This window comes from Caulobacter sp. GW821-FHT05F04 (assembly GCF_059419665.1).
In genome coordinates, this window is the sequence record NZ_JBWKSF010000001.1 from 230,777 (window position 1) to 243,770 (window position 12,994).

A 12,994-nucleotide genomic window follows, 5' to 3' on the forward strand; every position below is an offset into this window, starting at 1 on the left:
CTGCCGGTTTCGGCGGCCATCATGCTCTGCCTGTTAGATGTAGAGTCTTCCGCTTTACCCAGGGGACATCGTTGACGTCGAGCGTATCGCCCGCAGCCGCCCTTGCGGCGGCCTTCATCGCACTATGGTCCATCACGGGATCGGAGGCGCGGGCGCAAGACGCTTCGCCGCCCCCTGTCTTGAGCGAACCAACGCTGGATTCCGCCCCTCGCCCCTATAACAGCTTGCGTCCGCGCCGGGTGCGGCCCCGTCCCGCCGTGAAGGCGGTGACGCCGCCCCGCCCTGTCGCGCCCCCAACCGCCGCCTCGGCGACGCCGACTCCAGCCGCGCCCGCCATCCCGGCGCCCACCGCCCATACGCCAATGTCGGCGCCGGAGCTGGAAGCCTTCGTCGACGGCGTCGTCCGCCGCGCCATGAGCCGCGACCACATCGCTGGCGTCACCCTGTCGGTGGTCCAGAACGGCCAGGTGGTGCTGAAGAAGGGCTACGGCTTCTCGAACCTGGGCCAGCGCAAGCCGGTCGATCCGGACAAGACCCTGTTCCGCGTCGCCTCGATCTCCAAGACGTTCACCTGGATCACCCTGATGAACCAGATCGAGTCAGGCCACATGCGCCTCGACGGCCCCGTGAACCTCTATCTTCCCGAACCGCTGCAACTGAAGGATCAGGGCAAGAAGACCCAGGTGCGCCTGCGCGACCTGATGACCCACACCGGCGGGTTCGAAGACCGGTCGATGGGCCAGTTGTTCGAGCGCGATCCGAGCCGCGTCCGCACCCTGGCCGACTATCTGCGCCAGGAACGTCCGCGCCGGGTGCGCGAACCCGGCCTGCTGCCCAGCTATTCGAACTATGGCGCGGCCCTGGCCGGCGCCGCTGTCGCCAACGTCACGGGCAAGCCCTACGAGCAGTTGGTCAGCGAGGAGATCATCCTGCCGGCGGGCATGAACCACACGACCTTCCGCGAAGCCCGTCCGTGGCGCGACGGCCTGCCCGCGCCGATGAACGAGACCCTGGCCGCCGACCTTTCGGACGGCTTCTCGTGGACGCCGATGGGCTGGAAGACCCAGCCGCGCGAGTTCATGGGACAGGTGGCCCCGGCCGCTTCGGCTTCGAGCACGGCCGGCGACATGGCGCGCTACATGACCCTGCTGCTGAACGGCGGGGTGATCGACGGCAAGACCATATTCTCACCGAAGACCGCCCTGGCCTTCCGCACGCCGATGTACCGCCCCGCGCCGGAAGCGGCCGGCTGGAACGCCGGCTTCCAGGACAGCCCGATGCCCGGCAGCCGCCGCGGTTACGGCCACCAGGGCGCGACGCTCTACTTCTATTCCAACATGGTGATCGTGCCGGACCTGGGCTTGGGCATCTTCGTCTCGGTCAATACCGACAGCGGCGCGAACCTGCCCGCTACCCTGCCCGCGACCATCGTCGAGCACTTCTACGCCCCCGCCCCGGCCGTGCCGACCGACAGCGCCATCAGCTACGAGCAGGCCAGGGCCTATGAAGGCGACTATCTGACCACGCGCCGCGCCTATGGCGGGCTGGAGGGCTTCACCAACCGCATCATCGGCCGCGCCAATGTCCGCGCCACCGCCGACGGCCGCCTGACCGTGACCGAGGGCGGCGTCAGCAGCCTCTATAACGGCACGGGACGCCCCGGCGTATTCAAGGCCGTCGACGGCCCGCTGATCCTAGTGTTCGACGCCAACGGCGACCGGCCGTCGCGCTTCTACGCCGCGCGGGGCCTCTCGACCTATGAACGGATCGGCTTCTTCCGCTCGGCGGGCCTGTTGCGCTGGACGGCGATCATCGCGGGCTTCGCCAGCGTGGCCACCATTCTGGGCGTCCTGTTCCGCAACCGCCGCGAGGCTCGCCAGACGCCGGTCCAGGCGCGCGCCGCCCAGATGCAGACCATGCAGGCGGTGTTGTGGCTGATCTCGGCCGGCTGCATGGGCGTGTTCGCGGCCAAGGCCTCGGATCAGACCGCCGTCTTCTTCGGCTGGCCCTCGGGCTGGCTGCTTAGCGGCTCGGCCTGCGCCCTGGTCGCCGCCGCCCTGAGCGTCCTGACCTTGGGCGCCCTGCCGATGGTCTGGCGCGGCGGCCGCCGGGTCGACAGCTGGAGCGGCGGTCGCAAGCTGGCCTTCACCTTCACCGCCCTGCTCTTCGTCCTGCTCAGCGTTCTCCTGGGCCTGTGGGGTTACCTGCTGCCCAAGAGCTAGTCTTGTCACGGTCCATCCCTCGCTTCGTTTCCCGGCGCCCGGCTTGCAGATCGCCGTTCCGGGAGACGAGCGAGGGAGACGCGACGTGTCAAAACTGGACGGTCTGGCGTTTGGGGGAACGGGACTGGCGGCCTGGTCGGCGGCGACGCTGTTCTATGCCGCTTTCGGCGGGGGACTTCTGGAAAGCGCCTTCTGGTTCTACGTGATCAACGCATTCGCGGCCGCCGCCGCCGTGACCTTCGCCTTCCAGGCGGTGGCGCGGCTGACGCGCACGCCGCGCCGCCGCCGTCTGTTCGCGATGATCCTGTTCTCGACGCCCGGCCTCGTCGCCGGGAGCTTGGTGGTCTCGCGCTATGCCGAGATCATGCCGTCGGGTGATCCCGTCAGCGTCGGCCGCTATGGCGCCTTCCTGATGGTGCTGTACGTCGCCGTGGCCGCCTCAGTCTTCGAGCGTTCGCCGCATAAGGCTTGAGTTCAGCTTGCGCACCTGGATGATGATCCGCTCGCGCTCGCCCGGACGCCGCTCGACCAGCAGTCGGGCGACCTGGGCGTCGTCGTGGAAGGCGTAGCCCTTGATGGCGTCCAACAGGGCCTTGGCCAGGTTGTCTAGATCCATCCAGGGCGGCTCGCCCAGATATTCCATGCCGATCTCGACGCTGAATTCGCCCCAGGCCGGGCGAGAGCCGCGCCACGACTTGCGGAAAAACTCGTAGATCAGCGGCTTGTAGTACTTGCCCTGGGTGGTCAGGCCGTCGACCACGATGGTCAGCTCGCCTCCGGCCTCGCGGGCGCGGACCTTGCCGTGGTGGGTCCAGTCGTCTTCGAACAAGCTTTCAGAACCTCGAGCCTATGAGCCTGTCCCGTTTAGATGGAACCATCTAAACGGGATAACAGGCCCTAAAATCAGACATTTGGACCGAGCGCCTAGGCGCCCATCATTTCGGCCAGCTTTAGCACGGTGTTCCAGTTCCGCGTCGTGCCGACCGGATTGCGCTTCGTCTTCTTCCAATCCCGATCCAGCAGCGAGTCGGCGATGCTGATCGGGAAGTCGATATAGAGCTCCCGCGCCGCGACCGCGAACCGCTCCGGTCCAGTGTTCGCCGCTCTCAGGATCTCTTCGTCGCCCTTCGGCAGCGGCGCCTTCAGGAAATTGACGATCAAGTGGCTGGGATGGTCCTCGGCCTCGGCCTTGAACGGATTGCCGTCGATGATCGCCCGCAGGTCCGCCAGGGAGCGAACCATGAAGTCGGTGCGCAGGCCGATGCGGGCCTCAAGGGCGTCTTCAAGCACCTGTTCCAGCTCCGCTCCGCCCTCATGCGTCCCCCAAAGCAGGAGATTGCCGCTGGCCAGATAGGTCTTGGCCTCCGTAAAGCCGACGTCCTTGGCGATGCCCAGCAGGTCTTCCTTCAGCACCTTGCGCTTACCCGTGTTGATCGAACGGGGCAGCGCCAAATAGGGGATCATGCGGGGTCTCCTTCGCGCTTGCGAACATTGCCCTCTCGCCGCTCAAGGTCTAGACCGCGCTCGACCGTTTTTCCGGAGATCGCCGCATGACCGCCACGCGCATCGAGACCGACACCTTTGGCCCGATCGAAGTCGCCGCAGACCGCTATTGGGGCGCGCAAGCTCAGCGCAGCCTGGGCAACTTCAAGATCGGCTGGGAGAAGCAACCCCTGCCGGTCGTCCGCGCCCTGGGCATCGTCAAGCGCGCCGCCGCCGAGACCAACCTGAAGCTGGGCAAGCTGGACGCCAAGATCGCCGAGACGATCATCGCGGCCGCCAACGAAGTGATCGACGGCAAACTGAACGACCACTTCCCGCTGGTCGTCTGGCAGACGGGCTCGGGCACCCAGTCGAATATGAACGCCAACGAGGTGATCTCGAACCGTGCGATCGAGATGCTGGGCGGCGAGATGGGCAGCAAGAAGCCCGTCCACCCCAATGACCACGTCAATATGAGCCAGTCGTCGAACGACACCTATCCGACGGCCATGCACGTGGCCTGCGCGGAGCAGATCGTCCACGACCTGCTGCCGGCCCTGAAGCACCTGCACGCCGCCCTGGAAGCCAAGACCAAGGCCTGGGCCGACATCATCAAGATCGGCCGCACCCACACCCAGGACGCCACCCCGCTCACGCTCGGCCAGGAATTCGGCGGCTACGCCCAGCAGGTCGCCAACGGCATCGAGCGCATCGAGAGCACCCTGCCCAAGCTGATGCAGCTGGCCCAGGGCGGCACCGCCGTCGGCACCGGCCTGAACGCCCCCATTGGCTTCGCGGAAGGCGTGGCCGAGGCTATCGCCGCGATCACCGGCCTTGAGTTCACCACCGCTCCGAACAAGTTCGAGGCCCTGGCCGCCCACGACGCCATGGTCTTCAGCCACGGCGCCATCAACACGGTCGCCGCCAGCCTGTTCAAGATCGCCAACGACATCCGCTTCCTGGGCTCGGGCCCGCGCGCCGGCCTGGGCGAGCTGTCGCTGCCGGAAAACGAGCCGGGCTCGTCGATCATGCCGGGCAAGGTCAATCCGACCCAGTGCGAAGCCCTGACCCAGGTCTGCGTCCAGGTGTTCGGCAACAACGCCGCCCTGACCTTCGCCGGCAGCCAGGGCCACTTCGAACTGAACGTCTACAATCCGGTGATGGCCTACAACTTCCTGCAGTCGGTCCGCCTGCTGGCCGATGCGGCGATCAGCTTCACCGACAACTGCGTCGTCGGCATCGAACCGCGCGTCGACAACATCAAGAAGGGCGTCGAGAACAGCCTGATGCTGGTCACGGCCCTGAACGGCCGCCTCGGCTACGACATCTGCGCCAAGATCGCCAAGACGGCCCACAAGAACGGCACCACGCTGCGCGAGGAAGCCGTCGGCGGCGGCTATCTGACGAACGAAGAGTTCGACCAGTACGTCCGCCCGGAAAAGATGGTCTCGCCGGGCTGAGGCTCCAGCGGCGGCGAGTTGGCGGGAATTGACGGCCTGTGCGTCCGATGTTCCCGCCGGCCAAACCGCGATATGCTCCGCCCATGGACGCGCCCGAACTCGACCTCGGCATCGACCCCGAACTGCTGGCCCAGGCCAAGCGGCTGGGCATTTCCGTCTCAGGCATGAGCGAGACGCAGCTGCGGTTGCATCTGCAGAAGGTCGACCCGGCCGGCGCAGAGGAACGAGCCCGGCGGTGGGCCGAGGAAAACGCCGAAGCGATCAAGGAGCACAATCTCTTCATCGAAGAGCACGGCCTTCTCTCGGATCATCTGCGGACTTGGTGAGTGCGCCAGTTCGATCTGTACGAGAACCCGATTTCCGCGATGCGGGCGGCCGTGCCGTTCGTGCTCGTCCTCTCGTCGCACTATGCGACCGGACTGACCGAAGCGATCGTCGCGCCGGTTCTGAGAGGCAGGACGGCGCCTGTCACCGCTTTCGAAATCCCATTGGAACGCGATGATGAAAGTCTGCTCATCAGCGTCACCGGCATGATCGCGATCCGTCACACGGATCTGCGTCGCCAGGTCGGTTCGGCGGTCGAGCACGAGGACGCCATCCGTCGCGCGCTCGACCGCCTGTTCACCGGGTTCTAGTTGACGCGCACCACGTCGCGGCCGATCGGCGCCAGGGCGATGTAGGCCAGTTGCAAATCCTTGATGGCGAACGGGATGCCGATGATCGTGATCGCCTCGGCGACGGCGACCACCACGTGGCCCAGGGCCAGCCACCAGCCGGCCAGGATGAACCAGATCACGTTCAGGACCACGCCCAGCGGCCCAGAGCCCAGGCCGACCTCGCGGGCGACGATCTCCTTGCCAAACGGCCAGAAGGCGAAGCCGGCAATGCGGAAGGCCGCGCCGGCATAGGGCAGGCCCACGATGGTGATCGCCAGCAGCACGCCGGCCAGAAGCCAGCCCAGGCCGGTGACCAGACCGCCGCAGAAGAACCACAGCACGTTCAGGATGAAACGGATCACGTCCAAAGTCCCCAGCAAGGGCAAAGCGCCCCGGCCCTAGACGTGGCCCCGCCCGCCCTTTCTGTGAAGGGCGTTACGGCGAATTCACCTCAGGGCTAGGACTTGATCAGCTGCCATTTGCGCGCCCACCGCCCCTTGCCGAAGCGGCTGAGCGTCAGGAGGTAGATGCCGGCGTAAACCACGGTCCCGACGCCGATCAGCACCCAGCCCCAGATCCCCGGCATATGCAGGGCTGGCGCGGTGGTGATCCAGTCGTGCCGCGGCGAGGTGAACTCCAGCCACAAGCCCCCGACCCAGATCAAGGCGAACAGCGCCACGACCGGATAGCGCACGATCGGGCTGCGCTGGATCAGCAGCCAGGCCTGGACGAGCACGGCCACGACGCCGACGGCCAGACCCGCCAGCCACCCCCACAGGGGGTCGGGCGCGAGCCGCGCGACCCGCAGGCCGGCCCAGACGGGCGCCCACAGGATCGGGCCCAGCATGAGGATGATCAGCACGGCGGCGATCAGCAGGCCCAAGCCGCCGCCGATCACCTTGCCGGCGACCTCTCCGGCCTCGTGCGGCCGGATGTTCGGATCGCCGCCGGGATTTTCCGGCGACGTCGCGACGATGGTCTGGAGACGCGGCAGGGTCTGGCCGGGCCGCACCGGAGGAAGTCCGCCGTAGGAGGATGACTTCCGCTTGAACATCAGGCTCTGCGACTGACCGCGAAATCGGCCAGGTCTTCCAGCGCCTCGCGCCAGTCGTTGGCCGGGAAGATCGCCAGCGCCGCCTTGGCCTTGTCGGCATAGTCGGCGGCCAGGTCGAGCGTGGCGTCCAGGGCCCCCGAACCGACGATCAGCTCGCGGGCGCGGCGGAAGTCGGCCTCGGTCTGCTCGCGACGGCCGATGGCGCGCTCCCAGAACTCGGCCTCGCGGGGGCCCGAGCGGGCGATGGCCAGCAGCAGCGGCAGGGTCGCCTTGCCTTCGCGGAAGTCGTCGCCGGCGTTCTTGCCCAGGGTCTCGGTCGTGCCGCCGTAGTCGAGCGCGTCGTCGACCAGTTGGAAGGCCAGGCCGAGATTCAGGCCATAGGCCTTCAGCGCGTCGGTCCTGGCGGCGTCGACTCCGGCCGAGACCGCGCCGGCCTCGGAGGCCGCAGCGAACAGCTCGGCGGTCTTGGCCTGGATGATCTCGAGATAGACGGCCTGCGACAGGTTCAGGTCGTGGCTGCGCATCAGCTGCAGCACTTCGCCCTCGGCGATGACCCGGCTGGCGCGGGCCAGGATTTCCAGCGCCTTCATCGAGTTGGTCTCGACCATCAGCTCGAAGGCGCGGGCGAACAGGAAGTCGCCGACCAGCACGCTCTGCGCCGCGCCCCAGATCAGGTGCGCGGCGACCTTGCCGCGGCGCAGCTGGCTGCCGTCGACCACGTCGTCGTGCAGCAGGGTCGCGGTATGGATGAACTCGACGGCCGCGGCCAGCTTCAGGCAGTGGTCGTTATCGGCGCCCTCTCCACTTGCACGGGCGAGCCGCGCGGCGGCGACGGTCAACAGCGGACGGAGGCGCTTGCCGCCGGCGGCGATCAGGTGCTCGGCCAGGGCCGGGATGATCGGCACGTCGCTCTGCATGCGGTCGGTGATCAGGGCGTTGACGCCCTTCATGTCGGCCTCGGCGAGGCGCACGAGACGATCCACCGAACCCGGCTTACGGGTGAGGGTCGCTGCGGCTGCGTCCAAGACTATGCTCTCCTTGCGGCTCCCCCCGGGATGAACCGTTGCGAGGGACAATGGTGGCGGGATAGGTCACGGTCAAGGCGAGCACAAGGCCTAGAAAGCATTGGACGAACAGCAGGTGACGGAGGATCGGGTTCTGGGGGGCCGCGTACGGCTGCGCCAGAAGCCCGACGGATACAGGGCCGGCATGGACGCGGCCCTGCTGGCGGCCGCCTGCGACGCCCTGCCCGGCCAGCGCGTGATCGAGCCCGGCTGCGGGGTCGGCGGCGCCCTGCTGGCCGCCGCGACTCGTCGGCCCGAGTCGTTCTTCCAGGGCGTTGAGCGTGATTCCGCCGCCGCCGCCCTGGCCGCCGGCAACGCCGCGCTGAACGGTCTGGACGACCGCGTCAGCGTGGTCGAGGGCGACGTCGAGGCCGGTTTTCGCGCCCTGGCCCTGCCCGTCTTCGACGCGGTGATGACCAATCCCCCGTTCTTCGACGACCCGACCGCCTTGCGCGCCCCCGCCCCGGCCAAAAGCGGCGCCTGGATGGCCGACGGGGGCCTGGCCGCCTGGACGGGCTTTTGCCTGAAAGCCGTGCGCGAGGGCGGGACGATCACGATCATCCACCGCGCCGACCGCCTGGCCGACCTTCTCGAACAGCTGGCCCCCAAGGCAGGCTCGTTCAGGATTCGTCCGATCGCCCCCTTCGCCGACGCCCCGGCCAAGCGGGTGATCGTGCGGGCGATCAAGACGGGCAAGGCGCCGCTGGCGCTGTTGCCGCCGCTGGTGCTGCACGATCGCGAAGGCGGCAAGCACACGGCGCGGGCCGAGGCGATTCTGCGCGGGGAAGCGGCGCTGGACTGGTGAGGCGCCCTACTCCGCGTAGAGCGCCAGGGCCTCGAGGCACAGCTCAAGCCCCGTCAGATCCCGCAGCGGGTCCTGGGTGACGATCACGAACAGCCGCCGGGCCTCGCCCCACAGCATGACGGTCTCGGGCAGGCCGTTGTCCTCGATCATGCAGCCGTCGCCGTCGCGCCAGATCCGCGTGGCGTCCAGGGTCGCGCCCAGCAGGGTGTCGACCCGGGCGACATACTCGGCCTGAACCTCGCTCGCGACGTTCAGATAGGCGAAGATCGGCCGGCCCAGGCCCGCCAGAACGCCCGCCTCGAACACCGTCGCCGTGTCGGCCGAGGGGCCGCGGAACGGCGTCAGGTTGACGACGGCCGCGTCGGCCTGGCGCAATTGCGCCATGCGGGCGGCATAGAACTGCCGGGCCTCCATCTCGTCGCCGCCCTCGCCGGGCGGCAGGTGGGCGGGAACAATGGCTTCCAGGCCGGCTTCCAGGCACAGAGCGCGCTGACGCGCCGCCTGGGCTTCGCTGTCGGGGAGCCATTGTTCAGGGCCGGCGAGCCAAAGGGAACGGACTGGGCGCATACCCTCTTAGGTCTGGTCCCGGCCCCTCGCTGTCAATGTATGTTGGAGATTCAATGGCGTCGATCGCGCGCAGAACCTTGTTGACCGGCGGCTTGGCCCTCGCCGCCGCGCCCCTGTTCGCCACATCCGGGTTCGCCGCCTCGCCTCAGCCGTGGATCGCCTATGATCGCCGCCTGCGGGCGTTGCTGGCCGACCCGCCCGAGGGCGGCGATTTCGACACCGACTTCGAGCAGACCCTGCTCGACCTCAACAACATCTTCCGGAGCCGCCAGGGCCCCCGCGCCCTGGCCTGGGACAAAGGTCTGACCCTGGCCGCCCGGGCCCACGCCGCCGACATGGCCGTGACCGGCGACTTCGACCACATGACGCGCGAGGGCTATTCCCCGGCCGGCCGCGTCGGCCTGCTGGCCCGCGACCTGGTCGGCGCGCCGGGCGAGAACATCGCCATGCGCCGCAACGTCGCCACCATCGTACGGCCCGACCAGATCATGGAGCAGTGGCGCACCAGCCCCGGCCACCGCGCCAACCTGCTGGCCCCGGGCTTCACCCATGTCGGCTACGGCGTCTACCGCCAGGGCCAGCGCGTCATCGCCGTCGGAGCCTATGCCGAGGTCGCCGCCCGCTTGGCCGCTCCCGCCCCGCTGCGGGTGGCCTCGGCCGATGCGATCGCCGCGGCCCTGTCGCACGCGGCCCCGGCCATCCGGCAGTTCTCGGTATCCGAGCCGGGCGGCGAGATCCTGACCGCCACCTATGTCGAGGGTCGTCCGGAAAGCGTGTTGGCCCCCGGCGCCTGGCAGCTGCGCCCGCACCTATCGACCGGCGAGCACCGCTACGAGGTGGCCTGGGGGCCGGTGTTCGTGTTGGGGTAGCCCCCTCTACTGCGCCACCGCCAGCGTCTCGATGCGGATCGCGACGTTGTCGCCGATCACGCCGGCCGCGCCAGCGCTGCCGAAGGCCTTGCGGCTGATCGCGCCGGTGATGGTGAAGCCGGCCATCTTTTTCGGCCCCATAGGACCCGTGCCGATCTTGTTGAGCTTGACGTCCAGGGTGACCGGCTGGGTCACGCCCATGATGGTCATGTCGCCGGTGACCTTGGCCGTGTCGGCGCCGGTCTTGACCACCTTGGTCGACTTGAAGGTCATGGTCGGGTTCTTGGCCGCGTTCAGCCAGCGCTCGCCCTTGATGTGCTCGTCGCGGGTCGGGTTGGCGGTCAGCAGGCTGTCGACGGTCACCGTGGCCTCGACGCGCGACTTCTCGGGCGCGGCCTCGTCAAGCCAGATCGTGCCTTCCGACTTGGCGAAGATGCCCAGGATCGAGGTGAAGCCGAAGCGGTCGATCGAAAAGCTGGTCTCGGTATGGGCCGAATCCAGGCCGTAGGCGACCTCGGCGGCGAAGGCGGGCGCGGCGGCGGCCGTCAGGGCCGCGCCAGCGACGATGGCGGCGAGCAGGCGTTTCATGAAACGGTTCCTCTGTCCCCCAACGGGACCGGCTCGGACTTTTCCCCGCGCCCGGCCACCGCGCAAGCGGGAAACGAAGCCCCCGGTCCAAGCCGAGAGCTTCGCGCCGGTCAGGCCGCCAGCTCGACCAGCAACGCGTCCAGTTGCTCGAACTGTCCGGGCAGGCCGGCGGCGGAGCCGGTGATGGCCTCGTCGCAGGCTTCCTTGCTGGGATAGAGCTCGCTGAAGGTCAGCAGAGTCTTGCCGCCCTGGTCCTCGAAGGTGACGGTGGTCACCGTGATCTCGCCGGCCTCCTCGTTGGTCCAGACGATCTTCGAGGGCGGCGTCACCTCGATGTACTTGCCGAAGAAGGCCATGGAATTGGCCGCGTCCAGCCCGAACTCCAGGCGGTAGCCGCCGCCGGTGCGGACATCCATCTCGCAGGCCCGCAGCGGCACGCCCAAAGACTTCGGGACCCACCAGCGCTGGAACAGCTCCGGCTTGCTCCAGGCCTCGAACACGATGTGCGCCGGGCCATCGAACAGGCGGGTGACCACCAGTTCCACGTCGGACTTGCGCTCCACCCTCGTCTCATTCTTCGCGGACATTCTGACCTTCCCTCTGTTTCAATTCCTCGACGATCTCGTCCAGCCCGTCGAAGCGAAGCTCCCAGCGGCGGCGGTAGCGCTCGATCCAGGCCGCCTCGTCCTCCAGCCCGCCCACGCCCAGCCGACAGGTCCGCACGCGGCCGACCTTCTCGGTGACCACAAGACCCGCCTGCTCGAGAACGCTGACGTGCTTCTTCATGCCCGTGAGGGTCATGTTGAACCGATCGGCCAGCGCCGTGATCGAGGCCTCCCCACGTCCCAGCTGCTCCAGGACGCCACGGCGGGTGGCGTCAGACAGCGCGGCGAAGGAGACGTCGAGGCGGACGGCTGAATACTGAACCATATTGTTCAGTATGGAGCGCCAGTCCGCCGCCCGCAAGCCCAAAACAAAAAGCCCCCGGCCTGGGAGGGCCGAGGGCTTCGTGGGATCTGATGGGTTGTGAAGCTTAGTTCTTGGCTTGGTCGACGAGCTTGTTCTTGGCGATCCAGGGCATCATGCCGCGCAGACGGCCGCCGACTTCCTCGATCTGGTGCTCGGCCGCGCGGCGACGGGTCGCCTTGAAGCTGGGCTGGCCCACCTGGTTTTCCAGCATGAAGTCGCGGACGAACTTGCCCGACTGGATGTCTTCCAGCACGCGCTTCATCTCGGCCTTGGTTTCCGGCGTGATGATGCGCGGACCGGTGACGTACTCGCCGTACTCGGCCGTGTTCGAGATCGAGTAGTTCATGTTGGCGATGCCGCCCTCGTACATGAGGTCGACGATCAGCTTCAGCTCGTGCAGGCACTCGAAATAGGCCATTTCCGGCGCGTAGCCGGCTTCCACCAGCACTTCGAAGCCGGCGCGGACCAGCTCGACGGTGCCGCCGCACAGGACGGCCTGTTCGCCGAACAGGTCGGTCTCGCACTCTTCGCGGAAGTTGGTCTCGATGATGCCCGAGCGGCCGCCGCCGATGGCCGAGGCATAGGCCAGGCCGAGGTCGAGGGCGTTGCCGGTGGCGTTGTGGTGCACCGCGATCAGGCACGGCACGCCGCCGCCCTTCTGGTACTCGCCGCGCACGGTGTGACCGGGGCCCTTCGGCGCGACCATCAGGACGTCGATGGTGTCCTTCGGCTCGATCAGGCCGAAGTGAACGTTCAGGCCGTGGGCGAACAGCAGGGCCGCGCCGTCACGGATGTTGGGGGCGATCTCGTGCTTGTAGATCGCGGCCTGATGCTCGTCGGGCGCCAGGATCATGATCAGGTCGGCCCAGGCGGCGGCCTCGGCGACGGTCATGACCTTCAGGCCTTCGCCTTCGGCCTTCTTGGCGGTCGGCGAGCCGGCGCGCAGGGCGACGGCCACGTTCTTGATGCCCGAGTCCCGAAGGTTAAGCGCGTGGGCATGACCTTGCGAACCATAGCCTACGATCGCGATCTTCTTGTCCAAGATGCGGGCGAGGTCGGCGTCGCGATCATAATAGACGCGCATGTTTTATCTCCAAGGACTGGTCAATTTGGCCGCACCGCGCAACGGCGGAGCGACAAAGGCCGGGCGTTTGAGCGTTTTTTTGCCGTTTCGTCAAGGTGAAGCCGACAGAACGCCGAAAAGCCGGAGCCTTCGCGGACCCGTTCTAGGCGCTCGTGCGGTCGTACGCCATGCCAA

General features: G+C 67.8%; 17 protein-coding genes. 7 read left to right on the top strand and 10 right to left on the bottom strand.

The window, feature by feature from the left end:
- The first annotated feature begins 71 nt into the window (after positions 1 to 71).
- A complete protein-coding gene (locus AC07R7_RS01240) occupies positions 72 to 2,222 on the top strand; it encodes a serine hydrolase domain-containing protein (RefSeq protein ID WP_494633743.1) in 2,151 nt (716 codons plus the stop codon).
- Positions 2,223 to 2,307: 85 nt separating this feature from the next.
- Positions 2,308 to 2,694: a hypothetical protein gene (locus AC07R7_RS01245; RefSeq protein ID WP_492834815.1), complete on the top strand. Its 387-nt coding sequence runs from the start codon at positions 2,308 to 2,310 to the stop codon at positions 2,692 to 2,694.
- Here AC07R7_RS01245 and AC07R7_RS01250 read toward each other — a convergent pair.
- Positions 2,662 to 3,051, bottom strand: coding sequence for a RusA family crossover junction endodeoxyribonuclease (locus tag AC07R7_RS01250; RefSeq protein WP_125156431.1), 390 nt, complete (start codon positions 3,049 to 3,051; stop codon positions 2,662 to 2,664). The genes AC07R7_RS01245 and AC07R7_RS01250 overlap by 33 nt on opposite strands.
- A 95-nt stretch (positions 3,052 to 3,146) precedes the next feature.
- Positions 3,147 to 3,686, bottom strand: a complete 540-nt coding sequence (locus AC07R7_RS01255) for a DUF1697 domain-containing protein (RefSeq protein WP_494633745.1) — start codon at positions 3,684 to 3,686, stop codon at positions 3,147 to 3,149.
- 86 nt (positions 3,687 to 3,772) lie between these two features.
- Between AC07R7_RS01255 and fumC the strand changes: the two genes are divergently transcribed.
- From fumC to AC07R7_RS01270, 3 genes are all read left to right on the top strand, one after another.
- Positions 3,773 to 5,164: a class II fumarate hydratase gene (gene fumC, locus AC07R7_RS01260; RefSeq protein WP_125156429.1), complete on the top strand. Its 1,392-nt coding sequence runs from the start codon at positions 3,773 to 3,775 to the stop codon at positions 5,162 to 5,164.
- A gap of 83 nt (positions 5,165 to 5,247) precedes the next feature.
- On the top strand, positions 5,248 to 5,490 hold the full coding sequence (locus AC07R7_RS01265; protein WP_492883538.1) for a type II toxin-antitoxin system CcdA family antitoxin: 243 nt from the start codon (positions 5,248 to 5,250) through the stop codon (positions 5,488 to 5,490).
- Complete coding sequence (locus tag AC07R7_RS01270) at positions 5,491 to 5,799, top strand: CcdB family protein (protein WP_494633747.1); 309 nt, start codon at positions 5,491 to 5,493, stop codon at positions 5,797 to 5,799.
- On the opposite strand, the gene AC07R7_RS01275 is transcribed toward AC07R7_RS01270, so the two are convergent.
- The 3 genes from AC07R7_RS01275 to AC07R7_RS01285 form a co-directional block, all read right to left on the bottom strand.
- Positions 5,796 to 6,182, bottom strand: a complete 387-nt coding sequence (locus AC07R7_RS01275) for a YccF domain-containing protein (RefSeq protein WP_492883534.1) — start codon at positions 6,180 to 6,182, stop codon at positions 5,796 to 5,798. The two genes, AC07R7_RS01270 and AC07R7_RS01275, sit on opposite strands and share 4 nt — an antisense overlap.
- A 95-nt stretch (positions 6,183 to 6,277) precedes the next feature.
- A complete protein-coding gene (locus AC07R7_RS01280; protein ID WP_494633749.1) occupies positions 6,278 to 6,874 on the bottom strand; it encodes a hypothetical protein in 597 nt (198 codons plus the stop codon).
- Positions 6,874 to 7,899: a polyprenyl synthetase family protein gene (locus AC07R7_RS01285; RefSeq protein ID WP_492834823.1), complete on the bottom strand. Its 1,026-nt coding sequence runs from the start codon at positions 7,897 to 7,899 to the stop codon at positions 6,874 to 6,876. Before AC07R7_RS01285 ends, AC07R7_RS01280 begins: the two co-directional genes overlap by 1 nt.
- Before the next feature lie 184 nt (positions 7,900 to 8,083).
- On the opposite strand from AC07R7_RS01285, the gene AC07R7_RS01290 reads away from it, so the two are divergent.
- Positions 8,084 to 8,743: a methyltransferase gene (locus tag AC07R7_RS01290; protein ID WP_494634265.1), complete on the top strand. Its 660-nt coding sequence runs from the start codon at positions 8,084 to 8,086 to the stop codon at positions 8,741 to 8,743.
- Between the two features lie 6 nt (positions 8,744 to 8,749).
- Here AC07R7_RS01290 and AC07R7_RS01295 read toward each other — a convergent pair whose 3' ends face one another.
- Positions 8,750 to 9,310, bottom strand: a complete 561-nt coding sequence (locus AC07R7_RS01295; RefSeq protein WP_494633751.1) for a nucleoside 2-deoxyribosyltransferase — start codon at positions 9,308 to 9,310, stop codon at positions 8,750 to 8,752.
- Between the two features lie 53 nt (positions 9,311 to 9,363).
- Between AC07R7_RS01295 and AC07R7_RS01300 the strand changes: the two genes are divergently transcribed.
- A complete protein-coding gene (locus tag AC07R7_RS01300; protein WP_494633753.1) occupies positions 9,364 to 10,179 on the top strand; it encodes a CAP domain-containing protein in 816 nt (271 codons plus the stop codon).
- Between the two features lie 6 nt (positions 10,180 to 10,185).
- Here AC07R7_RS01300 and AC07R7_RS01305 read toward each other — a convergent pair whose 3' ends face one another.
- The 4 genes from AC07R7_RS01305 to ilvC all read right to left on the bottom strand — a co-directional run bounded on the left by AC07R7_RS01305 (position 10,186) and on the right by ilvC (position 12,820).
- Positions 10,186 to 10,767: a YceI family protein gene (locus AC07R7_RS01305; RefSeq protein ID WP_492834827.1), complete on the bottom strand. Its 582-nt coding sequence runs from the start codon at positions 10,765 to 10,767 to the stop codon at positions 10,186 to 10,188.
- A gap of 110 nt (positions 10,768 to 10,877) precedes the next feature.
- Positions 10,878 to 11,354, bottom strand: a complete 477-nt coding sequence (locus AC07R7_RS01310; protein WP_494633755.1) for an SRPBCC family protein — start codon at positions 11,352 to 11,354, stop codon at positions 10,878 to 10,880.
- A complete protein-coding gene (locus AC07R7_RS01315) occupies positions 11,338 to 11,697 on the bottom strand; it encodes an ArsR/SmtB family transcription factor (protein ID WP_494633757.1) in 360 nt (119 codons plus the stop codon). The genes AC07R7_RS01310 and AC07R7_RS01315 overlap by 17 nt, the downstream gene beginning before the upstream one ends.
- Before the next feature lie 103 nt (positions 11,698 to 11,800).
- Positions 11,801 to 12,820 carry a ketol-acid reductoisomerase gene (ilvC, locus tag AC07R7_RS01320; RefSeq protein WP_492883523.1) on the bottom strand — a complete coding sequence of 340 codons (1,020 nt, stop codon included), beginning with the start codon at positions 12,818 to 12,820 and terminating at the stop codon, positions 11,801 to 11,803.
- Positions 12,821 to 12,994: the final 174 nt, after the last annotated feature.

Coding starts and splice junctions, on each gene's coding strand:
- AC07R7_RS01255 (WP_494633745.1), bottom strand. CDS start 3,686: ATGATCCCCTATTTGGCGCTGCCCCGTTCGATCAACACGGGTAAGCGC.
- fumC (WP_125156429.1), top strand. CDS start 3,773: ATGACCGCCACGCGCATCGAGACCGACACCTTTGGCCCGATCGAAGTC.
- AC07R7_RS01265 (WP_492883538.1), top strand. CDS start 5,248: ATGGACGCGCCCGAACTCGACCTCGGCATCGACCCCGAACTGCTGGCC.
- AC07R7_RS01280 (WP_494633749.1), bottom strand. CDS start 6,874: ATGTTCAAGCGGAAGTCATCCTCCTACGGCGGACTTCCTCCGGTGCGG.
- AC07R7_RS01290 (WP_494634265.1), top strand. CDS start 8,084: ATGGACGCGGCCCTGCTGGCGGCCGCCTGCGACGCCCTGCCCGGCCAG.
- AC07R7_RS01295 (WP_494633751.1), bottom strand. CDS start 9,310: ATGCGCCCAGTCCGTTCCCTTTGGCTCGCCGGCCCTGAACAATGGCTC.
- AC07R7_RS01300 (WP_494633753.1), top strand. CDS start 9,364: ATGGCGTCGATCGCGCGCAGAACCTTGTTGACCGGCGGCTTGGCCCTC.
- AC07R7_RS01305 (WP_492834827.1), bottom strand. CDS start 10,767: ATGAAACGCCTGCTCGCCGCCATCGTCGCTGGCGCGGCCCTGACGGCC.
- AC07R7_RS01310 (WP_494633755.1), bottom strand. CDS start 11,354: ATGTCCGCGAAGAATGAGACGAGGGTGGAGCGCAAGTCCGACGTGGAA.
- AC07R7_RS01315 (WP_494633757.1), bottom strand. CDS start 11,697: ATGGTTCAGTATTCAGCCGTCCGCCTCGACGTCTCCTTCGCCGCGCTG.
- ilvC (WP_492883523.1), bottom strand. CDS start 12,820: ATGCGCGTCTATTATGATCGCGACGCCGACCTCGCCCGCATCTTGGAC.